This window comes from Streptomyces colwelliae (assembly GCF_048158785.1).
In the GTDB taxonomy this organism is placed as follows: Bacteria; Actinomycetota; Actinomycetes; order Streptomycetales; family Streptomycetaceae; genus Streptomyces.
On the sequence record NZ_JBLTJC010000081.1, the window covers coordinates 13,415 to 33,865 of the forward strand.

The window sequence follows — 20,451 nt, forward strand, 5'->3', positions numbered from 1 at the left end:
CACGGATTGGAGATGCACAGCAATGAGCCGCACTTCCCCCCACGAGCACCTCCGCAGAACAGAGTTGAGCCGCCGCGGTCTTCTGAGGACCGCCGGCGGTCTCGGCGCCGCCCTCGCCCTCGGCGGTGCCGCCATGGCCACCACCGCGAACGCGGCCCCGGCGACCTTCACCCACCCCGGCATGCTGCACAACGCCGGCGACATCAACCGCGCCAAGGTCAGGGTCGCGGCGGGAACCGACCCCTGGCTGTCCGGCTGGAACAAGCTGACCGCCAACTCCCACTCCCAGTCCACCTGGACGAACCGGGCCACGGCCACGATCATCCGAGGCGGCACCGGACAGAACTACAGCCTGCTCTACAACGACATCGCCGCCGCCTACCAGAACGCCCTGCGCTGGAAGGTCGGCGGCACCGAGGCGAACGCCGTGTGCGCCGCGAACATCCTCAACGCCTGGTCGTCGACGCTGACTTCGGTCACCGGAAACGCGGACAGGTTCCTCGCGGCCGGCCTCTACGGCTGGCAGTTCGCCAACGCCTGCGAACTGATGCGGGACTACAGCGGCTTCAACCTGGCCGCCGCCCAGCAGATGCTCGCGAACGTCTTCTACCCGCTCAACAACAGCTTCCTGACCAACCACAACGACGCCTGCATCACCAACTACTGGGCCAACTGGGACCTCTGCAACATGGCGTCGATCCTGGCCATCGGGATCCTCAACGAGGACAGCGCCAAGTACGACCAGGCCGTCACCTACTTCAAGTCGGGTGCGGGCAACGGCTCGATCGCGCACGCCGTGCCGTACCTGTACACCGACGCGGACGGCTACGCGCTGGGCCAGTGGCAGGAGTCGGGCCGCGACCAGGGCCACACCGTCCTGGGCATGGGCCAGATGGGCGCGATCTGCGAGATGGCCTGGAACCAGGGCGACGACCTGTACTCGTACGACAGCCGTCGCTTCATGAAGGCCGCCCAGTACGTCGCGAAGTACAACAGCGGCGGCGACGTGCCCTTCACCACCTACACCTGGGGCACCGGGCAGAGCTGCGCCCAGTCGTCCCAGACGGTGGTCTCCTCCGCCTCGCGCGGCCAGCTCCGCCCCGTGTGGGCGATGCTCCACTTCCACTACAACCGGCGGATCGGCCTGGACGACAAGTACATCTCGTCCATGTACTACGACCTCGTCGGAACCGAGGGCGGGGGAGGTGACTACGGCACCGACAGCGGGGGCTACGACCAGCTCGGCTTCGGCACGCTGATGTACGCGAAGTAGCAGTGCGAAGCGTCCACGGACCGGCCTGTCGGTGCCCGGTCCGTGGACGCCCTCTTGACCTCGGGTGGCGGTGGATCGACACTCGAACAGGGAATCCTAGTGAACAGGTAGGGAAACATGGGGCTTGAGCCGGTCACCACTCGTCGCGTGGGCCGTTCGCCTCTTCTGACCTCCCGCCGTCACATCGACCTGCTGCGGGTCTGTAGCGCGCTGAGCCCCCTGCGCTGAACCCCCGTCCACCGCACGACGACGCTTCCGCCGCGCGTACGTCCACGCGCCCGTACCCGGGGAGTCCCATGTCCAGCACGCCTCTCGCCGCCATCCCCTCGCCCCGGTCCGCCCCCACGTTCCGGGGCCGGATCGGCAGCGACGCGCGCAGCGGGCACTACGCCGTGCCGCGCCGCTACCGCCTCCATCTGTCCACCGCCTGCGCCGACGGCCTCCGCATCGCCGTCACGCACAGCCTGCTCGGCCTCGACGAGAGCTGTCCGGCCGTGTTCCTGTCCGCCGTACCCGACTGTCCGAGTGGTGGACACTCCGCGCTGCGCCCGCTCTACGAGGCGAGCGCGCACCGCTACTCCGGACCGGCCGCCGCGCCGGTGCTCAGCGACGACTGGTCCGGCCGGATCGTCAGCACGCACGCGCCCGACATCACGCGCGATCTCGCCCGGCACTTCGGCGAGGGCGGACCCCAGTTGTACCCGTGCGGCGCCGAGTCGGAGATCGAGGCCGTCGAGCGGCTGTGCGCGGAAGGCATCGAGGACGCGGCGCAGCGCGCCGGTGCGGCCGGTGTCGAGCAGGAGGAGCGCGACGAGGCGGTCGGCCGGCTGCTGGAGACGCTGGGTTCGCTCGACCGGTGGCTGGACGGCCGTGAGCACATGATCCGCGACGAACTCACCGCCGCCGACGTCGAGTTGTGGGTGTCGCTGGTGCAGCTCGACACCGTGCACCGCAACCACCTGGACGCCGCCGCCGTGCAGCGCATCGCCGACCACCCCCACCTGTGGGCCTACGCCCGCCGGCTGGCCGCCCACCCGGCCTTCGGCACCCACCTCGACCTCGACGGCATCGCCCGCCGTCACCACGCCCACTGCCGGGGCCTGGAGGCCGCCGGAGCGGCTGTCCAGATCCTGGACTGGGCTGCCCATGCGGCGGACGAAACGGGAGCTTGCCGCAGCTGAGCGCGGTCTGGGCCGTCCAGTTGATGGACGGCCATTGACATACGTTCGGACAATTGTCTTAACTTGCGACCCAGAACGGTCATGAGTGTCAGCGACAAGCCCTGGCTTGCTGACCGGCAACCCTCGCACGCGGTGGGGTGCCCCAGGTGACGACCGGACCGGATGACGTTCGGTAAGCGCGAGGGCCCCGCCGGGCCGGAACAGTGACAGGTGACGCCATGTACGCAGCTCCCAGGACGGCCACATGCCGCCCGCAGGGCTGCGTACGGTCGTACGCCAACCTGTTCGTCGCCGACCGCGCCGTCGATCTGCTCCGGGTCAGCAGCGCACTGTGTACCGCGTCGGGCCGCGCCCGCTGTCGGGCCTGACGACCAGTCGGCCGACGCACCTCTGACGCACACCCGATCCCGTCGGTGTGCCTGCCCCCTCCCCGCCCCCGGTCCCGTGCACCCGCGCGTGCCGTCAGCCGTCGCGCGCCCACCGCCACGGACCGGGGTCTGTGAACCTGCCGGAGCCCACCATGAGTGAACCCCCAGGCACCACCGTGTCCCTGGCCGACGCCCCGTCCACTGACGCACCGTCAAAACCCCTGACAGCACAGCGAGTTCAGCCGCTGCGCCGGCCCGGCCGGTGGATCGTCACCGTGGCCGTGCTGGTGGTGGTCGCCCAGTTCGTCCACGGACTGGTCACCAACTCCTTCTACCAGTGGGACCGCTTCGGCTACTGGTTCCTGCGCCCGACGATCCTCGACGGACTCGTCATCACCCTCGAAGTGGCGGCGCTCAGCGCGGTGTTGGGCCTCCTCGGCGGCATCCTGCTCGCCCTGGCCCGGTTGTCGAAGAGCCCGGTGCTGCGCGCGGCGAGCTGGACCTACGTATGGGCGCTGCGCTCGATCCCGCTCATCGTGGTCCTGATCTTCCTCTACAACTTCAGCGCCCTGTACCAGACGCTCAGCATCGGCGTCCCCTTCGGTCCCGCCTTCTTCTCCTTCGACGAGTCGAAGCTCGCCACCGACATGGCCGTCGCCGTCGTCGGCCTCAGCCTCAACGAGGCGGCCTACGCGGCCGAAGTGGTCCGCGGCGGCATCCTCTCCGTCGACCAGGGCCAGCACGAAGCGGCCTCCGCCCTCGGCCTCCCCAAGGGCTACCAGTTCCGCAGGATCGTCTTCCCGCAGGCGCTGCGCTCCATCACCCCGAACTACGTCAACCAGCTGATCGGCCTGATCAAGAGCACCTCCCTGGTCTTCTACGTCTCGCTGCTCGACCTGTTCGGCTCCGCGCAGACGATGGGCTCCACCTACCCCGGCGACATCGTCCCGCTGCTCCTGGTCGTCACCGTCTGGTACCTGATCCTCACCAGCGTCGTGTCCGTCATCCAGTTCTACGTCGAGCGGCACTACGCCCGGGGCGCCACCCGCTCGCTGCCGCCGACCCTGATCCAGAAACTCCGCACCGGTGTCACCGACCTGCGGGCCCGCATCCGCAGGGAGGCCGCCGTATGACCACCAGGGCAGCAGAGCCGCTGGCGGACGTCACGCCCGCCGCCGTAGAGGTGCACGACGTGCACAAGTGGTACGGCGCCCACCGGGTGTTGGACGGCGTCGACCTGACCGTACGGCCCGGCGAGGTCACCGTGATCCTCGGCCCGTCCGGATCCGGCAAGTCCACGCTGCTGCGGGTCATCAACCACCTGGAGAAGCCCGAGATCGGCTACGTCAGCGTCAACGGCGAGCTGATCGGCGTCAGGCAACAGGGCGGCAGGCTCAAGGAGTTGAGCGAACGCGCCATCCTCGCGCAGCGCGGCCGGATCGGGTTCGTCTTCCAGAACTTCAACCTCTTCCCGCACCTGACCGTCCTCGACAACGTGGCAGCCGCCCCGGTCGCCACCGGCAGGCTCGGCAAGCCCGAAGCCCTGGAACTGGCAAGGGAGTTGCTCGGCCGCGTCGGTCTCGCCGAGAAGACCGGCGCCTACCCGAGGCAGCTCTCCGGCGGTCAGCAGCAGCGCGTGGCCATCGCGCGCGCCCTCGCCCTGCGCCCCGGCGTCATCCTCTTCGACGAGCCGACCTCCGCCCTCGACCCCGAACTCGTCGGCGAAGTCCTCGCCGTCATCAAGGACTTGGCGACCAGCGGCACCACCCTCGTCATCGTCACCCACGAGATCGGCTTCGCCCGAGAGGTCGCCGACCGGGTGGTCTTCATCGACGGCGGAAAGATCGTCGAACAGGGCCCGCCGCACGAGGTCCTCGACAAGCCACAGCACGAACGGACCAGGGACTTCCTCAGCAAGGTCCTCTGAACCCCGCCTTCCTTTTCAACAGCCCCGAACACCGAGCCTAGGAACAGCCATGTCTCCCCTCAGCCTTCGCAGCAGACTCACTCGCGGACTCACCGCCGGCACCGTCGTCGCCTCCCTCGCGGGCGGGCTCGCCGCCTGCGGGGGAGACAGCGACGCTGCCACCACGTCCGGCAGCGCCGCCGCCGGCACAGTGACCGTGGGCGCGCTCTCCAACGGTGCCGCCAAGGAGGCCACGCTCAAGGTCGCCGAAGTGAAGTCGATCAGCGCCGAGTTGCCCAAGTCCGTGGCGAAGAGCGGCACGTTGGAGATCGGCGTCGGCTTCCTGCCCGCGGGATCCCCGCCGCTCGGCTACGTCGGCTCGGACCAGAAGACCCTCACCGGCTCGGAGACCGACATCGCCCGCCTCGTCGCCGCCGTCCTCGGCCTCAAGCCCGAGCTGAAGAACTCCACTTGGGAGAACCTCTTCATCGGCCTGGACAGCGGCAAGGTCGACGTCGCCTTCTCCAACGTCACCGACACCGAGGAGCGCAAGGCGAAGTACGAGTTCGCCTCCTACCGCGAGGACAACCTGGGCTTCGCGGTGAAGGCGAGCAACACCTGGAACTTCGACGGCGATTACGAGAACCTCGCCGGCAAGACCGTCGCCGTGGGCGCGGGCACCAACCAGGAGCGGATCCTCCTGGAGTGGAAGAAGAAGCTGGCCGCCGAGGGCAAGAAGGCGCTCACCGTCAAGTACTTCCAGGACAACAACAGCACCTACCTCGCGCTGGCCTCCGGGAAGATCGACGCCTACCTCGCCCCGAACCCCTCGGTCGCGTACCAGGTCTCCTCGACCAAGGGCACGGCGAAGGCGGTCCGCAACGCGGGCACGTACTCCGGCGCCGGATCCTCCCTCCAGGGCCTGATCGCGGCCACCGCGAAGAAGAACAGCGGCCTCGCCAAGCCCCTCGCGGACGCCATCAACTACCTGATCAAGAACGGGCAGTACGCCAAGTGGCTGGCCGCCTGGAACCTCTCCAACGAGGCAGTCGCCAAGTCCGAGGTCAACCCGCCCGGACTGCCGCTCAGCGACTCCTGACCCGCCCTCTCGGCAAGGGGACCCCGCCGCGGCACAGCGGGGTCCCCGCCCGCGTGACCAGTACTGGAGCCGTCACCCGATGTCTTCCACCATCAGTCTCGAAACCACCACGTCCACGTCCCACGTTCTGGACAACCCCGCCTGGGCCGCACTCATCGGCCCGCACGCCCACTTTGCCGAGCGCGTCGGCCGCGCCGCCCGCTACCCCGTCGACGTGGCCGGCTTCCACGCCATCACCGACAACGACGACCCGCGCGCCTGGGCCGACCTGGCCACTCTCGTCGGCCCCGGCGGCACCGCCGCGGTGCGCGGCGTGAGCGAGGCCCCGGCCGGCTGGGAGATCGTCCGCTCCGGACAGGGTGTCCAACTCGTGGACACCGGTCTGCGGGACGAGCCCGACCCCGAGGCCGTACGTCTCGGCCCCGACGACGTACCCGAGATCCTCGACCTGGTCGCCCGCACCGAACCCGGCCCCTACCTGCCCCGCACCGTCGAACTGGGCACCTACCTCGGCATCCGCGACGAGGGCCGGCTCGTCGCCCTGGCCGGCGAACGCCTCCACCCGCCCGGCTGGACCGAGATCAGCGCCGTCTGCACCGACCCCGAACACCGCGGCCGGGGCCTGGCCACCCGCCTGGTCCGCGCGGTCGCCGCAGGCATCAAGGAACGCGGCGAGCACCCCTTCCTGCACGCGGCGGCCACCAACACGAACGCGATCCGCCTGTACGAGTCGATCGGCTTCACGCTGCGCGCCCGTACGGTCTTCTCGCTCGTCCGGCGCACCGGCCCGATTGCCGCCGCCGATCCGGAAGAAACGGCATAGCCGTGCGGTTGCCCCCTATGAAGCTGGATTCCGTGGAGGTGGAGCACATGTGTGGCGCATCCATCCTTCCCGTACGCCTCACCACGCGGCAGCACATCGACCTGCTGCGCGTGGCCGGCGCGCTCTGTCGCCCCTGACCCCGTTGCCCCAGCCGCCGTGCGCCCGCGTTCAAGGGCCGGCGATCTCGTACGGACCTCCAGGAAGGCACCCTCGTGTCCTCGACCCCCGTTTCTCCTCTCCATCTCGCCGTAGCCCTCGACGGCACCGGCTGGCACCCGGCCTCCTGGCGTGAGCCGGTGGCCCGGCCCCGCGACCTGTTCACCGCCGGTTACTGGGCCGACCTGGTCGCCGAGGCCGAGCGCGGCCTGCTCGACTTCGTGACCTTCGAGGACGGCCTCGGCCTCCAGTCCTCGCACTACGGCGAACTGGACGACCGCACCGACCAGGTCCGCGGACGCCTCGACGCCGTGCTCATCGCGGCCCGCATCGCACCGCTCACCAGCCACATAGGTCTGGTACCGACGGTGGTGTCCACGCACACAGAGCCGTTCCATATATCCAAGGCGATCGCCACCCTCGACTACGTCAGCACCGGCCGCGCGGGACTGCGCGTGCAACTCTCCGCCCGCCCGCACGAGGCCGACCACTTCGGACGCCGCACCTTCCCGCCGATCAGCCTGGAGAGCCTGCGGACCGAGGCCGGGCAGGAGCGCCTCGCCGAGCACTTCGACGAGGCCGCCGACTACATCGAGGTCGTGCGCCGCCTCTGGGACAGCTGGGAGGACGACGCCGAGATCCGGGACATCGCCACCGGCCGTTTCGTCGACCGCGACAAGCTGCACTACGTCGACTTCGAGGGCCGGCACTTCAGCGTCAAGGGCCCCTCCATCACGCCCCGCCCGCCGCAGGGCCAGCCGGTCGTCAGCTCCCTGGCGCACCAGACGATCCCGTACCGGCTGGTGGCCCGCGCCACCGACGTCGGGTACGTCACGCCGCACGGTACCGACGACGCGCGGTCGATCGTCGCGGAGATCCGCGCCGAGCAGCAGGCCGCGGGCCGCGCCGACGAGACGCTGCACATCCTCGGCGACCTGGTGGTCTTCCTCGACGACGCCGAGGCCACGGCGGTCGCCCGCCGTGAACGCCTCGACGCCCTCGCGGGGGAGCCGTACACCAGCGACGCCCGCATCTTCACCGGCACGCCCGCCCAACTCGCCGATCTCCTCCAGGAGTTGCAGGAGACAGGCCTGACCGGCTTCCGGCTGCGGCCCGCCGTAGCCGGCCACGACCTCCCGGCGATCACGCAGGGGCTGGTCCCCGAACTCCAGCGCCGGGGCGCCTTCCGCCAGGCCTACGAGGCCGACACCCTGCGCGGACTGCTGGGGCTCGCCCGCCCCGCCAACCGCTACGCCGCTGCCGCAGCCACCGCCTGAGCCGGAGGGACCGTACGACATGAGCAAGCCCCTGAAGCAGATCCACCTGGCCGCCCACTTCCCCGGTGTCAACAACACCACCGTGTGGAGCGACCCCGCGGCAGGCAGCCACATCGAGTTCAGCTCCTTCGCGCACTTCGCCCGGACCGCCGAACGCGCCAAGTTCGACTTCCTCTTCCTCGCCGAAGGGCTGCGCCTGCGCGAACAGGGCGGAAAAATCTACGACTTGGACGTGGTCGGCCGCCCCGACACCTTCACGATCCTCGCCGCGCTCGCCGCCGTCACCGAACACCTCGGCCTGACCGGCACCATCAACTCCACGTTCAACGAGCCCTACGAGGTGGCCCGCCAGTTCGCCAGCCTCGACCACCTCTCCGACGGCCGCGCGGCGTGGAACGTCGTCACCTCCTGGGACGCGTTCACCGGCGAGAACTTCCGGCGCGGCGGCTTCCTGCCGCAGGACGAGCGGTACTCCCGGGCCAAGGAGTTCCTGGCCACCACCAACGAACTCTTCGACTCCTGGCACGGCGACGAGATCCTCGCCGACCAGGCGACCGGCACGTTCCTGAGTGACGCCAAGGCCGGCGCCTTCGTCCACCAGGGCCAACACTTCGACATCCACGGCCAGTTCAACGTCCCGCGCTCCCCGCAGGGCCGCCCGGTGATCTTCCAGGCGGGCGACTCCGACGAGGGCCGCGAGTTCGCGGCCTCCAGCGCGGACGCCATCTTCAGCCGGTACAGCACCCTCACCGAGGGACGGGCCTTCTACACCGACGTCAAGTCCCGCCTCGCCAAGTACGGCCGCAGGTCCGACCAGTTGCTCATCCTCCCGGCCGCGACCTTCGTGCTCGGCGACACCGACGCCGAGGCCGAGGACCTCGCCAAGGAGGTACGCCGCCAGCAGGTCAGCGGCGCCACGGCCATCAAGCACCTGGAGTTCGTCTGGAACCGGGACCTGTCGTCCTACGACCCGGACGGCCCGCTGCCCGACATCGACCCGGACGTCAGCGACAACCACATCTCCAAGGGCCGGGCCCAAGTCCGCATGTACCGCGACCCGTTGGCGACCGCCCGCGAATGGCGTGAGCGGGCCGCCGCCAACAAGTGGTCCATCCGCGACCTGGTCATCGAGACCGGCAACCGGCAGGCCTTCATCGGCTCCCCGTCCACGGTCGCGAAGACCATCAACGACTTCGTGCAGGCCGACGCCAGTGACGGCTTCATCCTCGTCCCGCACATCACCCCGACCGGCCTCGACCCGTTCGCCGACAAGGTGGTCCCGCTCCTCCAGGAACAGGGCGTCTTCCGCACCGAGTACGAGGGCCCGACCCTGCGCGACCACCTCGGCCTCGCCCACCCGGACGAGGTGCGCGAGGAACGCGCGGCATCGTGAAGTTCCTCGCGATCACCCTCATCGTCCACCGCCCGGACCCGGCCACGGGCGTCCAGAAGTCGACGCAAGCGCGCTTCCGCGAAGTACTCGACAACGCCGTGCTGGCCGAGGAGTTGGGCTTCGACGGCTTCGGCGTGGGGGAGCGGCACGAGCGGCCCTTCATCTCCTCCTCGCCGACCGTCGTCCTCAGCCACATCGCCGCGCTCACCCGCCGCATCCGCCTCTTCACGGCGGTCACCACTCTGAGCCTCCTCGACCCGGTCAGGGCCTACGAGGACTACGCCACGCTCGACCATCTCTCCGGCGGACGCCTGGACCTGATCATCGGCAAGGGCAACGGCACCGCCCAGCGCGAGCTGTTCCACGTCACGCCCGAGGACCAGTGGGAGCGCAACGCCGAGAGCTACGAGGTGTTCCGGCAGCTCTGGCGCCAGGACAAGGTGACGGCGAGGACGCAGTTCCGCCCGGAGCTGAAGGACGCGGAGGTGTGGCCGCGGCCGTACCAACAACCCGTCCGGGTCTGGCACGGCAGCGCGACGAGCAAGGAGAGCGTCGACCTGGCCGCCCGCTACGGCGACCCGCTGTTCTCCGCGAACGTCACCAACCCCATAGAGCCCTATGCCGAGTTGATCCGCTACTACCGGGAACGCTGGGAGCACTACGGCCACGACCCGGCGGACATCGCGGTGGGCGCGGGCACGGCCGGCCTCTACGTCGCCCCCACGACGCAGGAGGCGCTGACCGTCTACCGGCCCATCTTCGAGAGCAACCTCGCCTTCCAGAAACAGATCGGCCTGCCCATCGTCTTCGAGACCCTGGAGGACTACGTCGAGCGCAGCTCCGCACTGATCGGCAGCCCACAGCAGGTCATCGACAAGGTGCACCGCTACCACGAGCAGTTCGGGCACACGGTGCTCCATCTCCACGCGGATGCCAGCGGCTTGACGGACCGTCAGCACCGGGACTCGCTGGAGCTGTTCCAGTCGGCGGTGACTCCGGTACTGCGCAAGGACATCCCGGACCCGCCGTTCGACTGGGGACCGGTCCTGCCCGAGCCCGTCTCCACCGCCGACCACTGAGGAGTGAGTGAGCACATGTCTCCCGGCATCCCCCTCGGCGTCCTCGACCTGGTCCCGATCTCCTCCGGCTCCACCGCGCCCGAGGCCCTGCGCAACTCCATCGAACTCGCGCGCAGGGCCGAGGAATTCGGGTACGCCCGCTACTGGTTCGCCGAGCACCACCTCAACCCGGGCGTCGCGGGCACGTCCCCCGCGGTGGTCCTGGCCCTGACCGCTTCCGCCACCTCCACGATCCGGCTCGGCTCCGGCGCCGTACAACTCGGCCACCGCACCGCGCTGTCCACGGTCGAGGAGTTCGGCCTGATCGACGCGCTGCACCCCGGCCGCTTCGACCTGGGCCTCGGCCGCTCCGGCGGCCGTCCGTCGCCCCCGCTGCCGACGGCGACCCCGATCGTCGACGGCCGGGCCCCCAACGGCCTGCGCATCCCGCCCCGTTTCTCCTTCGAGCGCCTCCTCGGTTCACCCAGAATCGCCCTCCAACGCAGACTGCTCCTGCTGCCCGAAGCCAAGTCCCAGGACTACGGCGAGCAGATCGACGACGTCCTCGCCCTGCTGGCCGGCACCTACCGCTCCCCGGAGGGCGTCGAGGCGCACGTCGTACCGGGCGAGGGCGCCGACGTCGAGGTGTGGATCCTGGGCAGCAGCGGTGGCACCAGTGCCGAGGTCGCGGGCCGCAACGGCCTTCGCTTCGCGGCGAATTACCACGTCAGCCCGGCCACCGTCCTTGAGGCGGCGGACGGTTACCGCGCCGCGTTCCAGCCCTCCGACGCCCTCGACAAGCCGTACGTGAGCGTCTCCGCCGACGTCGTCGTCGCCGAGGACGACACCACGGCCCGCGAACTCGCCACCGGCTACGGCCTGTGGGTGCGCTCCATCCGTACGGCCGAGGGCGCCATCCGGTTCCCGACACCGGAGGAAGCCCGCGCCCACGTCTGGACGGACGAGGACCGCGAACTGGTCCAGGACCGCGTCGACACCCAGTTCGGCGGCTCGCCCGGCCGGGTCGCCGACCAACTCGAACAGCTCCAAGAGGCCACGGGCGCCGACGAGTTGCTCATCACGACCATCACCCACGACCACACGGACCGGGTGCGCTCGTACCAACTGCTCGCCCAGGAATGGGCCCGCCGGGGTCACTCCTCCCAGTCGAGCTGATGCTCCGGAGTCCCCACCGACCGCCCGTACGCGACCACTTGTTCGCCCCCGAGGGCGAAGGTGGCCTACCAGCCGTTGTCCGGCTCCATCGCGTGGGCAAGCGCCTCCGCGATCGGACCGCACTGGGAACCGACCGGCTCTCTGCCATGATCGATGCCATGGACGTCCGTATCGAACCCGCCGATGTCACCGACCTCCACCAGGTGCTGGAGGACCACGCACGCTACTGGGGAGAGCGTGACCTTCGCGCCCTCCATCTCACCGCGCTGGTGCAGGAGTTCGGGTCCACATGTCTGGTCGCCCGGGCCGACGACGGCATCCGGGGATACCTCTTCGGGTTCGTCACGCCCGACCGCACCGGGTACGTGCACCTGGTGGCGACGCGGGACGACGCGCGCGGTGTCGGTCTCGGACGGAGTCTCTACGCGGCCTTCATCGAGGCCGCCGGGCGGCAGGGTGCCGTTCGTCTCAAGGCGATCACCTCGGTCACCAACGAGGGTTCGATCGCCTTCCACCGCACCCTCGGTTTCGACGCGCGCACCGTGGAGGACTACGACGGCACGGGCCGGCCCCGCGTCGTCTTCACCCGTGAACTGCTGCCCCGCTAGCGCCGCACAGGTCCAGCAGGCGCCGTCCGCTCTCCCCGCCGAACCACTCCGCGTGCCCCACGTAATACTCGTACGCCAGCCGCGTGTTCTCCGCCGACCGCGTCACGCCGTGGAAGTAGCCCAGCTCGGAGAGCGCGAACTCGGCGTGGACCAGGGGGAGTAGAGCGGGGAGCGCCTTCGACTCGGCGGGGCTGAGCGGGCGTACCGACTGATAGCCGTCCAGAAGTGCGACGGCGTCCGCCTCGCGGACCGGGAAGCCGGGCTGGAGCCACTGGACCGTGTTGCGTTCGATGGCCGTGGCCAAGTCGTGCACGGCCGTCGTGCGGTCGCTCATGCCGAAGTCGAGGGCTGTGGCGACCGAACCGTCCTCGTTCCAGAGGAGGTTGGAGGCATGCCAGTCGTTGTGGGTCCAGAGAGGGGTGAGGTCGGAGAGGTGCGGGGCCAGCTCCTCGTGCAGCGGGAGCAGGACACGCCGGGTGTCTTCGCGCCACGGGAAGTCCGCGAGCCCCTTTGCCAGTTGGGGGCGATCCTCCACGTAGCGCTCCAGCTCCGCCTGTGGATCGGCAGAGGCGAACACCGTGAACGACGCGACCAGCGGCTGCACTTGACGGCGCGGCGCGTCGAAGCCCTCCGCCGCCAGGTGCAGGCGGGCCAACGCCTCACCGGCCGCCCTCGCGTGGGCGGGGGAGCGGAACGGGGACCAGGACAGGGCGTCGCGGTAGAGGTCCGTGCCGACTCCGGCCGAGTGGACCTCGTACGTCCACTCGCCGCGTGTCGCCGCGTCCAGCACCTCTACGACCGGGGCGCCGCGCAACCGCAGGTGTCGTAGGAAGGCGTGTTCCTCGGCCAGGCCCTCTGTCGTGCGGACGGAGGTGTGGTGGCGTTTCACGAAGAGGCGGCGGTTGGACCGTTCCACGACGGCCGCCGCCGACAGGGGGCGCGGGCTGCGCCAGACCACCCGGGCCGGGCCCACCAGGTCCGTCACCTCGGTGTCCGTCAGTGGGGGCCAGTCGGGTTCGACCGGGTCGGTGCCCAGACCGTGGGCGAGGAGTGAACTCATGCTGTCCGCACCGCCGTTGTGCCGCGCAGGGAGTCCAGGACGCGGCGCTCGGTCGCGGCGAAGTCCGGGTCGGTGAAGTCGTCGGCGCCGCGCGGGCGGGCCAGCGGGACCTCGACGCGGTCGACGATCGTGGCCGGTCGGGGCGACAGGACGTGCACGGTGTCCGCGAGCAGGACCGCCTCGCGGATGTCGTGGGTGACCAGGACCACCGTCCAGCGGTGGCGTTGCCACATGTCGGCCAGCCACAGCTGCATCTCGGTGCGGGTGAGGGAGTCGAGCGCGCCGAACGGCTCGTCGAGCAGCAGGACCGGTCGCTCCAGAACCACCGTGCGCAGCAGGGCCGCTCGCTGCCGCATGCCGCCGCTGAGTTGGGACGGGTACGCCTTCTGGAAGCCGTCGAGGCCGAAGTCCACGAACAGCGCATCGGCCCGTCGTCGTGCCTCCTTCTTCCCGACTCCCTGTGCCTCAAGGCCCAGTGCCGTGTTGTCGAGGACGGTCCGCCAGGGGAAGAGGAGGTCCTTCTGTGGCATGTAGGCCACCTTGCCCGACTCCACCCCGGCCGGTTCGCCCTCCACCAGGACGCGGCCGGTCGTGGGGCGGTCCAGTCCGGAGACCAGGTTGAACAAGGTGCTCTTGCCGCTGCCGCTCGGGCCGATGACGGCCGCGAACTCGCCCGGCTCCACGGCGAGTTCGAGATCCCGCAGAACCTCCAACCGCCCGAAGGACTTGCCGACGCCCTCGATACGCAGACTGCTCATGACGACGCTTCCTCCTTCAATGCCCGCTCCCACGGGAGTACCAGTCGTTGCAGCAGATAGGTCGCCCCGAACAGGGCGATGCTCAGCGCGGCCGTCACCGCGACCGCCGCGAACACCAGGTCCGTGCGGAAAGCGCTCTTCTGCGCCTGCATATAGATGCCGAGGCCCGCCTCCGCGCCCGCGTACTCGGCGAAGACGGCGCCGACGACGGCGTAGGTGATGCTCACGCGGAGCCCGGCGAAGAAGTACGGCATCGCGCTCGGCACCCGGACCAGCCGGAACGTCCGCCAGCGGCCCGCGCCGAGCGAACGCAGCAGCCGCATCGCCTCGCGGTCGGTCGCCGCGAAGCCCGCCGCGAGGTTGGCGGCGAGCGGGAAGAACGTCGTCAGGGTCACCACCAGCATCTTCGGCAGCAGCCCGAAGCCGAACCAGATGATCAGCAGCGGTGCCACGGCCACGATCGGGATGGTCTGCGAGGCGACGAGCAGCGGGTACAAGCCCCGGCGGGCCGCCGAGGAGAAGTCGAGGAGGACGGCCACCAGCCAGGCCGCCGCGAACGACAGCGCGAAGCCGAGCAGCGTCTCCTGGAGGGTGGGGAGCGTCTGGTCCCACAGGTCCTGGCGGTTAAGCCAGCCCTGCTCCACCACCCGGGCGGGGGAGGGGAGCGTCGTCGGATCGACACCGGCCGCGGTCACGTAGAGCTGCCAGCCGCCGAGGACCACGGTCAGGACGAGGAGTGGCGGCCACAACGACCGCAGGAGCGGCCTCACTTGGCGTCCGGGAGGTACGCGTTGGTGAAGAACGTCGACGCCTTCGGGGCGGACGTCAGCTTCTTGCCGTTCGCGTCGACGAGCAGGCCGGCCTTGTACTCGAAGTCCGCGAAGGCCTGCCAGCGGGCGGCGCTCTGCGTGCCGATCGAACCGTCCGTGCCCTTGTAGTACTCCTTGGCCAGCAGCGCCTCGCTCTCCTTCACCAGCTTGGTGTTGGTGAGCACGCTCTTGTTCTCCGAGATGAGCAAGTCGGCTGCCTGGGACGGGTGTTCGGCCGCGTAGCGGTAACCCTTGTCGACCGCGGCCAGGAACTTCTTCGCGACCTCCGGGTTCTTCTTCAGGAACTGGTCCGAGGACGCGACGAGTGTCGAGTAGATCGCCGGGAAGCCGTAGTCGGAGAGCTGGAAGTTCTTCAGCGGCTTGCCGCTCAGCTTCGCCTCCAGGCCCTCCCAGGTCGGCATCGGCATCGCGAAGTCCGCCTTGCCCGCGTAAAGCGCCGCGTACGCCGAGGTGTTGAGGGTGACCTGTTTGAAGTCGCCCTTGCCGCCCGCGTTCTGGATCACCTTCTGCAACAGCGGCTTCTCGTACGGGGCGCCGAAACCGGCGTACGTCCTGCCGTCCAGGTCCTTCGGCGAGGTGATGTCGTCCCGGTCGGCGCGCACCGCGATCGTCACGTCCGTCTTCTGCGTCACCGCGTAGACGGAGGTGATGTCCTGGCCGGCCGCGCGGGCGGTGGTGATGCCCTCCTGGTAGGAGATGCCGAAGTCCGCCTTGTGGTTGGCGATCAGGGTCTCGGGCGCGGTCGAACCGTACGGCACGATCTTCACGTCGATCCCGGCTGCCTTGAACCAGCCCTTGGCCTGGGCGACGTAGATGCCGGTGTGGTTGGTGTTGGGCGTCCAGTCCAGGGCGAGCGTGACGGTCGTGGTGCCGTCCTTCGCGGCGGCCGTGGAGTCGGCGGAGCAGCCGGTGACGGCGAGGAGGGCGGTCGCGGCTATGGCGGAGAGGGCGGTACGGCGATGCATGTCGGGTCCTTCAAGGGGTGGGAGGGCTGGCGGGTCGGGCCGGTCACGGCCGACACAGCGCGCTGCCCACCCTCATGAAGTCGACGGCGAGGCGCCGGGTCAGCGTCCGCGCCTGGCAGGCCAGGGCTCTCATGTGGCCACGTCCAGCAGGCCGTTGGTGAACGACCTCGCCCAGTCGCGGTCGTCCGGGATGGCGCCGTTCTCGGCGAGCCAGTGCGCGTACGGGCCCATCCGGCCCTCGTCGATCACACCCCAACGGCCCTCCGTGTCCGTCCAGGTGGGCGCGATCAGCGCCAACGAGCGGGCGATCAGCTGGCGCGGGAAGTACGGGATGACCCGCTCCAGCAACTCCAGGGTGGCGTCCGGCTCTTGGGTGGCGGCCGCGTAGCCGCGAGCTGTCACGGCGAGGAAGTCCCGTACGAGGGAGGGGTGTTGAGTGAGCAGGTCCTCGTTCGTGCCGAGCAGGTAGCTGTGGTAGCGCGGGGCGCCGATCTCGTCGACCGGCCAGGTCAGCCGCTGCTCCTCGGGCAGATCGCCGCGCAACGCGTCCCAGGACCAGTAGTTGCCGAAGGTCGCGTCCGCCTCGCCCGCCGCGATGTCGTCCACGGTCAGCTCACGCGCGCCCGCGTCCACGCTGATCACGGCGTCCGGGTCACCGCCGTCGGCCGCCACCAGGTGACGCACCATGGCCCGGCCGCGCGGGGTCGGGTTGTAGGCGATACGGCGGCCGGCCAGCTCGCGGGGACGCGTGATCCCGGTCGACGTCGTGGTCTGGATCGCCTCCAGACCCCGGTGATTGATCGCGGACACGGCGATCAGCGGCTGGCCGTGCTCCGCGCGCCGGGCCAGCAGCCGGTTCGGCGGGAAGATCCCGAAGTCCACCTCGCCCCGGGCCAGGTATTCCAGCGTGTCACCGCGTCCCGGATCCTGGACCACCAGTTCGACATCCAGACCGGCCTCCTCGTACCAGCGGCGGGCGCGGGCGACGTACAGACCGGCTGAATTCGGCCACGGGTGGAAATAGTCGAGCATGACCCGTATATGCGGCATGGGGGTACTCCGGGAGGTGCGCAGGCGCGACGGCGCCTGAAGGGAGAAGACGGAGGAGGGGTGCGCGGAGGCGGTGGATCAGTGCGTGCGACAACAACAGGAGCTGCGCGCCGGGGTGTTGACCACCGGGTGCTGGGGCTCGACTGCTGGAGACACGTGAACTCCTACGCGGGCGCTGAGGCGCGAGTGGTGCGGTCGGCGTCCCCATGGGGGCCGGACTCTCGACGAGCCGGTCCCAGACGCCCTCTCAGCCCAACCGGGTAGGGGCTCCCGCGTAGATGGCCGAACGATAACCGCACTACCCGGATTCTGTGCAAGCGTGGTCCGGAATCTGGGACAGGCGTGCCCGAAGGGTGAGACGCCCAGCTCGCGGGCGTACGATCGGCCGCCATGACCTCCCTGCTGCCCGGCCCTCTGGTCGACGACACCTGGCTCGCCGCGCATCTCGACGGCCCCCGGCTGGTCGTCCTCGACGCCACCGCGGTCCTGCCCTCACCCCGCGAGGACGGCGACTACCGCTCTGCGAGCGGGCGCGGGACATGGGCCGAACGGCACCTGCCCGGATCGCGACACGCCGACCTGACCGGCGACCTCTCCGACCACGACGCGCCGTACCACTTCGCCGTGCCGTCCCCCGAGGCCCTCGCCGCCGCACTGGCCCGGCTGGGCGTGGGGGAGGGCAGCGAGGTCGTCTCCTACGACAGCGGGGGCGGCATCTGGGCGGCACGGCTGTGGTGGATGCTGCGGGCGATCGGGGTACCGGCTGCGGTGCTGGACGGCGGTCTCGAAGCGTGGGAGGCGGCCGGCCGTCCGCTCGCCTCCGGCGACGACACCGCCCCGGTCCCGGCCGTCAGTCCCGTGACCTCCGTCGTACGTCCGGATCTGTGGGCCGGCATCGAGGACGTGGCCGCCATCAGCCGCGGCGAACGCCCCGGCGCTCTCGTCTGCGCCCTGCCCCCGGGCGGCTACGACGGCTCCGCGCCCACGCGCTACAGCCGCCGCGGCCACATCCCCGCCAGTCGCAGCCTCCCGGGCCGTGGTCTCCTCGACGAGACCGGACATGTCCTGCCGGCCGAGGAACTCGCAGGCAGGGTCGGAGCCGTCCTCGACACCGACGACTCACCGGTGGTCCTGTACTGCGGCGGTGGCATCTCGGCGGCGGGCGCCGCACTCGCGCTCACGCTGCTCGGCCGTACGGACGTGTCCGTCTACGACGGCTCACTGGAGGAGTGGTCCAAGGACCCGGCGCGCCCAATGGAGTTGGGCAACCAGCGAACAAGGGCCCTGGGTACGCGATGAGTTGGACATGGCGGCGTGGCCGGAGCTCGTATCCCTCCCCCGAAGGCTACGAACTCCGGCCGCTTCCCCCGGCGCCGGACCGTGGTCCGTCCGTCCGCGTGCGGCTGTACCCGTGCTGTTACCAGCACATCACCGCGGTGTCCCCCGACCTCCACGTGGAGTACAGGCGCACACGGACGAAGTAGCGGCGGCCCTTGACGAGCCTGACCTTGAGTGTTGCGTTGTGCGGCGTGCCCCCGTCGTCCTGCCCGGCGAGGAAGCGCGGTTCGCCGTCCCGCTCCTCGAAGACCACGACGACCGTGTCGCTGTCCCCGAAGGCGCCGACGGCGTACTCGCGCGTCTGCGTCGGTTCGACCGCGAAGTCGGCCTGCTCGCCCGGTCCCAGGCGCAGCGGCGCCGACCGGAACGGCACCAGCTCGACCGGCCGGGGAGGGCCGGCGGGCGGGTACCAGCGCAGGACGAACTCCTTGTCGGAGGGGGAGAGACCGCCGTGCGGGTGCAGACCCGTGCGGTACTCCTCCGGCTCCAGGATCAGCCCTGACGCGAACGGGTACTCCATGACCGACTGCGGGTCCCAGACGGAGCCGTTGACCTCGTCCGGGTCGAGCTTGCGCAGGATGTTGAAGCGGGTCTTGTCCCGGCTCCAGAAGTTCGGCGGGCCCGCCAACTCGGCGTAGACGGCCTCGTCGTCCCAGTGGATACCGGCGAACGGACTCTGGTGCTCGTGCAGCAGCCCCAGGGCGTGCCCGATCTCGTGCAGGGCCGTCCCGCGCTGTCCGGGCGTGGTCAGGTCCCAGCCGAAGTTCATGGTGCGGTCGGACAGACCGACTGTGAGCGCGTCGCGGCCCACCGTCGACCAGGAGCCGTCACCGGGCTGGAACCCGATGCGCAGCTCCGCCTCCGAACGGTCCCCCACCTCGGCGAAGTCGACACCGATGCCGAGGCCCTGCCACTCACGGAAGCACTCGCGTACGACGTCCTGCTGCTCCTTGGCGCCGCCCCACGGCACCCGCCGCATCTCGCCGGTCCCGGGCACCGGGATGACGGAGGCGTCGGTGACGGCAGAGTTCTCGGAGTTCTCGGCGTCGAAGAAGTAATAGTGCAGGACAGTGCCGTTGACCCACATGCGGCTTCCGCCGATGAGCGCACTGCGTCGCTCGGCGGTCAGTCCCGGTGTGAACTCCGGGGCCGACTGCTGCGCGAGGGAGCAGTAGCGGGTGGTCATGCGACCAGATTGCCGTTGACCGTTCCCGGGCGCCTGAGTCGAGGGCTACTCAAGTCACCCTGTATCAAGGGTGAGTAGCCGGGCTCATATCTGTGTGATGACTTTCGAACAGGATGCCAAGACCCTGGAACTGCCCTGGCCGTTCACCGGCAGGGAGGACGAACTCGAGCTGATCCGCGGCTCGTTGACGGCGGGGCGGCACGGCATCGTGGTGACCGGTCCGGCCGGCCGGGGCAAGACCCGGTTGGTGACCGAGGCCGTCCGGGGCGGCGACTGCGCGAAGGTCACCGGGACGCCCGAGACCCGCCGGCTCCCCTTCGCCGCGTTCGCGCACCTGCTGCCCGAGAGCGTCTCCCTGCACCGCGCGGTCCAACTCCTGTCCGGCGTCCGCCTGTTGCTGGTGGACGACGCCCATCTGCTCGACGACTCCTCGGCCGCGCTCGTCCACCAGCTCGCCGTCCACAGCCGGACCCGCCTGCTGGTCGTGGTGGCCGACGGCGACCCGGTACCGGGCGCGGTGTCGCGCCTGTGGACGGGTGAACTGCTGCCGCGCCTCGCGCTGGAGCCCCTGCCCCGGGAGGAGACGGCGCAGTTGCTGGCGCTGGGCGCCGGCGGCCCGCTGGAACCCCTCACCGTGAACCGCCTCTACGGCCTCTGCCAAGGTGATCTGCGGCTGCTGCGCGACCTGTTCGGCGCGGTGCGCGAGCGCGGGCAGCTGACCCGGGCGACCGACACCGACGAGTGGGCATGGCGCGGCCCGGTGCCGGTCACGGCCACCGTCCGCGAACGCACCGCGCAAGTCCTCGCCCGCACCGGCCCGGCCAGGAATGTCATCTTGGCCCAGAGTGCGGCCGTTTCGTCGGGCAGGACTTGGGTCTTGGGGCCGGCCGCGCGCAGGGCTGCCGCCAGTGTGTCCAGGCGGTCGCGGGGGACCGTGTCGCCCGTC

General features: G+C 70.2%; 22 protein-coding genes and 1 riboswitch. Of the genes, 16 read left to right on the forward strand and 6 right to left on the reverse strand.

Annotated elements, in window-relative coordinates; translation table 11 throughout:
* Positions 1–22: 22 nt before the first annotated feature.
* From ACNFOC_RS18975 to ACNFOC_RS19040, 14 genes are all read left to right on the forward strand, one after another.
* Complete coding sequence (locus ACNFOC_RS18975; RefSeq protein ID WP_416960260.1) at positions 23–1,273, forward strand: alginate lyase family protein; 1,251 nt, start codon at positions 23–25, stop codon at positions 1,271–1,273.
* Positions 1,274–1,390: 117 nt separating this feature from the next.
* On the forward strand, positions 1,391–1,501 hold the full coding sequence (locus ACNFOC_RS18980; RefSeq protein WP_416960261.1) for a putative leader peptide: 111 nt from the start codon (positions 1,391–1,393) through the stop codon (positions 1,499–1,501).
* 68 nt (positions 1,502–1,569) lie between these two features.
* Positions 1,570–2,454 carry a glutathione S-transferase C-terminal domain-containing protein gene (locus ACNFOC_RS18985; protein ID WP_416960262.1) on the forward strand — a complete coding sequence of 295 codons (885 nt, stop codon included), beginning with the start codon at positions 1,570–1,572 and terminating at the stop codon, positions 2,452–2,454.
* Between the two features lie 77 nt (positions 2,455–2,531).
* A riboswitch (SAM riboswitch) is annotated at positions 2,532–2,639 on the forward strand.
* 33 nt (positions 2,640–2,672) lie between these two features.
* The gene (locus ACNFOC_RS18990; RefSeq protein WP_416960263.1) at positions 2,673–2,822 is read left to right on the forward strand and encodes a hypothetical protein; all 150 of its coding nucleotides are present in this window, start codon (positions 2,673–2,675) and stop codon (positions 2,820–2,822) included.
* Positions 2,823–2,974: 152 nt separating this feature from the next.
* Positions 2,975–3,955: an amino acid ABC transporter permease gene (locus tag ACNFOC_RS18995; protein WP_416960264.1), complete on the forward strand. Its 981-nt coding sequence runs from the start codon at positions 2,975–2,977 to the stop codon at positions 3,953–3,955.
* Positions 3,952–4,749: an amino acid ABC transporter ATP-binding protein gene (locus tag ACNFOC_RS19000; protein WP_416960265.1), complete on the forward strand. Its 798-nt coding sequence runs from the start codon at positions 3,952–3,954 to the stop codon at positions 4,747–4,749. The genes ACNFOC_RS18995 and ACNFOC_RS19000 overlap by 4 nt, the downstream gene beginning before the upstream one ends.
* 49 nt (positions 4,750–4,798) lie before the next feature.
* Positions 4,799–5,827: an ABC transporter substrate-binding protein gene (locus ACNFOC_RS19005; protein ID WP_416960266.1), complete on the forward strand. Its 1,029-nt coding sequence runs from the start codon at positions 4,799–4,801 to the stop codon at positions 5,825–5,827.
* A 79-nt stretch (positions 5,828–5,906) separates the two neighbouring features.
* Complete coding sequence (locus ACNFOC_RS19010; protein WP_416960267.1) at positions 5,907–6,650, forward strand: GNAT family N-acetyltransferase; 744 nt, start codon at positions 5,907–5,909, stop codon at positions 6,648–6,650.
* Positions 6,651–6,697: 47 nt separating this feature from the next.
* On the forward strand, positions 6,698–6,787 hold the full coding sequence (locus ACNFOC_RS19015) for a putative leader peptide (protein ID WP_416960268.1): 90 nt from the start codon (positions 6,698–6,700) through the stop codon (positions 6,785–6,787).
* A 75-nt stretch (positions 6,788–6,862) separates the two neighbouring features.
* Positions 6,863–8,083, forward strand: coding sequence for an LLM class flavin-dependent oxidoreductase (locus ACNFOC_RS19020; RefSeq protein ID WP_416960269.1), 1,221 nt, complete (start codon positions 6,863–6,865; stop codon positions 8,081–8,083).
* 19 nt (positions 8,084–8,102) lie between these two features.
* Positions 8,103–9,476, forward strand: a complete 1,374-nt coding sequence (locus ACNFOC_RS19025; protein WP_416960270.1) for an NtaA/DmoA family FMN-dependent monooxygenase — start codon at positions 8,103–8,105, stop codon at positions 9,474–9,476.
* Positions 9,473–10,555: an LLM class flavin-dependent oxidoreductase gene (locus ACNFOC_RS19030; protein ID WP_416960271.1), complete on the forward strand. Its 1,083-nt coding sequence runs from the start codon at positions 9,473–9,475 to the stop codon at positions 10,553–10,555. Before ACNFOC_RS19025 ends, ACNFOC_RS19030 begins: the two co-directional genes overlap by 4 nt.
* A gap of 15 nt (positions 10,556–10,570) precedes the next feature.
* Complete coding sequence (locus ACNFOC_RS19035) at positions 10,571–11,710, forward strand: LLM class flavin-dependent oxidoreductase (protein ID WP_416960272.1); 1,140 nt, start codon at positions 10,571–10,573, stop codon at positions 11,708–11,710.
* 158 nt (positions 11,711–11,868) lie between these two features.
* Positions 11,869–12,318 (forward strand): GNAT family N-acetyltransferase, encoded by a 450-nt coding sequence (locus ACNFOC_RS19040; protein WP_416960273.1) that lies wholly within the window; start codon positions 11,869–11,871, stop codon positions 12,316–12,318.
* Here the strand turns inward: ACNFOC_RS19040 and ACNFOC_RS19045 are convergent.
* The 5 genes from ACNFOC_RS19045 to ACNFOC_RS19065 form a co-directional block, all read right to left on the reverse strand.
* Positions 12,293–13,378, reverse strand: a complete 1,086-nt coding sequence (locus ACNFOC_RS19045) for a phosphotransferase enzyme family protein (protein ID WP_416960274.1) — start codon at positions 13,376–13,378, stop codon at positions 12,293–12,295. The two genes, ACNFOC_RS19040 and ACNFOC_RS19045, sit on opposite strands and share 26 nt — an antisense overlap.
* Positions 13,375–14,136 carry an ABC transporter ATP-binding protein gene (locus ACNFOC_RS19050; protein WP_416960275.1) on the reverse strand — a complete coding sequence of 254 codons (762 nt, stop codon included), beginning with the start codon at positions 14,134–14,136 and terminating at the stop codon, positions 13,375–13,377. Before ACNFOC_RS19050 ends, ACNFOC_RS19045 begins: the two co-directional genes overlap by 4 nt.
* A complete protein-coding gene (locus tag ACNFOC_RS19055) occupies positions 14,133–14,906 on the reverse strand; it encodes an ABC transporter permease (protein ID WP_416960276.1) in 774 nt (257 codons plus the stop codon). The genes ACNFOC_RS19050 and ACNFOC_RS19055 overlap by 4 nt, the downstream gene beginning before the upstream one ends.
* The gene (locus ACNFOC_RS19060) at positions 14,903–15,931 is read right to left on the reverse strand and encodes an ABC transporter substrate-binding protein (protein ID WP_416960277.1); all 1,029 of its coding nucleotides are present in this window, start codon (positions 15,929–15,931) and stop codon (positions 14,903–14,905) included. The genes ACNFOC_RS19055 and ACNFOC_RS19060 overlap by 4 nt, the downstream gene beginning before the upstream one ends.
* A 129-nt stretch (positions 15,932–16,060) precedes the next feature.
* Positions 16,061–16,981 (reverse strand): ABC transporter substrate-binding protein, encoded by a 921-nt coding sequence (locus ACNFOC_RS19065; RefSeq protein ID WP_416960278.1) that lies wholly within the window; start codon positions 16,979–16,981, stop codon positions 16,061–16,063.
* Between the two features lie 390 nt (positions 16,982–17,371).
* Between ACNFOC_RS19065 and ACNFOC_RS19070 the strand changes: the two genes are divergently transcribed.
* The gene (locus ACNFOC_RS19070) at positions 17,372–18,280 is read left to right on the forward strand and encodes a sulfurtransferase (protein ID WP_416960279.1); all 909 of its coding nucleotides are present in this window, start codon (positions 17,372–17,374) and stop codon (positions 18,278–18,280) included.
* Positions 18,281–18,398: 118 nt separating this feature from the next.
* Here the strand turns inward: ACNFOC_RS19070 and absR1 are convergent, their stop codons facing one another.
* Positions 18,399–19,505 carry a beta-glucuronidase AbsR1 gene (gene absR1 / locus ACNFOC_RS19075; RefSeq protein ID WP_416960280.1) on the reverse strand — a complete coding sequence of 369 codons (1,107 nt, stop codon included), beginning with the start codon at positions 19,503–19,505 and terminating at the stop codon, positions 18,399–18,401.
* A gap of 97 nt (positions 19,506–19,602) precedes the next feature.
* Here absR1 and ACNFOC_RS19080 point away from each other — a divergent pair.
* Positions 19,603–20,451, forward strand: an 849-nt coding sequence (locus ACNFOC_RS19080) for a MalT transcriptional regulator family protein (RefSeq protein WP_521985191.1), incomplete at its 3' end; no start/stop codon positions are given.

What these genes read in the sequence shown, in the direction of transcription:
- ACNFOC_RS18975 (WP_416960260.1), top strand. Translation starts at nt 23, where the DNA reads ATGAGCCGCACTTCCCCCCACGAGCACCTCCGCAGAACAGAGTTGAGC.
- ACNFOC_RS18980 (WP_416960261.1), top strand. Translation starts at nt 1,391, where the DNA reads ATGGGGCTTGAGCCGGTCACCACTCGTCGCGTGGGCCGTTCGCCTCTT.
- ACNFOC_RS18985 (WP_416960262.1), top strand. Translation starts at nt 1,570, where the DNA reads ATGTCCAGCACGCCTCTCGCCGCCATCCCCTCGCCCCGGTCCGCCCCC.
- ACNFOC_RS18990 (WP_416960263.1), top strand. Translation starts at nt 2,673, where the DNA reads ATGTACGCAGCTCCCAGGACGGCCACATGCCGCCCGCAGGGCTGCGTA.
- ACNFOC_RS18995 (WP_416960264.1), top strand. Translation starts at nt 2,975, where the DNA reads ATGAGTGAACCCCCAGGCACCACCGTGTCCCTGGCCGACGCCCCGTCC.
- ACNFOC_RS19000 (WP_416960265.1), top strand. Translation starts at nt 3,952, where the DNA reads ATGACCACCAGGGCAGCAGAGCCGCTGGCGGACGTCACGCCCGCCGCC.
- ACNFOC_RS19005 (WP_416960266.1), top strand. Translation starts at nt 4,799, where the DNA reads ATGTCTCCCCTCAGCCTTCGCAGCAGACTCACTCGCGGACTCACCGCC.
- ACNFOC_RS19010 (WP_416960267.1), top strand. Translation starts at nt 5,907, where the DNA reads ATGTCTTCCACCATCAGTCTCGAAACCACCACGTCCACGTCCCACGTT.
- ACNFOC_RS19015 (WP_416960268.1), top strand. Translation starts at nt 6,698, where the DNA reads ATGTGTGGCGCATCCATCCTTCCCGTACGCCTCACCACGCGGCAGCAC.
- ACNFOC_RS19025 (WP_416960270.1), top strand. Translation starts at nt 8,103, where the DNA reads ATGAGCAAGCCCCTGAAGCAGATCCACCTGGCCGCCCACTTCCCCGGT.
- ACNFOC_RS19035 (WP_416960272.1), top strand. Translation starts at nt 10,571, where the DNA reads ATGTCTCCCGGCATCCCCCTCGGCGTCCTCGACCTGGTCCCGATCTCC.
- ACNFOC_RS19040 (WP_416960273.1), top strand. Translation starts at nt 11,869, where the DNA reads ATGGACGTCCGTATCGAACCCGCCGATGTCACCGACCTCCACCAGGTG.
- ACNFOC_RS19045 (WP_416960274.1), bottom strand. Translation starts at nt 13,378, where the DNA reads ATGAGTTCACTCCTCGCCCACGGTCTGGGCACCGACCCGGTCGAACCC.
- ACNFOC_RS19050 (WP_416960275.1), bottom strand. Translation starts at nt 14,136, where the DNA reads ATGAGCAGTCTGCGTATCGAGGGCGTCGGCAAGTCCTTCGGGCGGTTG.
- ACNFOC_RS19060 (WP_416960277.1), bottom strand. Translation starts at nt 15,931, where the DNA reads ATGCATCGCCGTACCGCCCTCTCCGCCATAGCCGCGACCGCCCTCCTC.
- ACNFOC_RS19065 (WP_416960278.1), bottom strand. Translation starts at nt 16,981, where the DNA reads ATGCCGCATATACGGGTCATGCTCGACTATTTCCACCCGTGGCCGAAT.
- ACNFOC_RS19070 (WP_416960279.1), top strand. Translation starts at nt 17,372, where the DNA reads ATGACCTCCCTGCTGCCCGGCCCTCTGGTCGACGACACCTGGCTCGCC.
- absR1 (WP_416960280.1), bottom strand. Translation starts at nt 19,505, where the DNA reads ATGACCACCCGCTACTGCTCCCTCGCGCAGCAGTCGGCCCCGGAGTTC.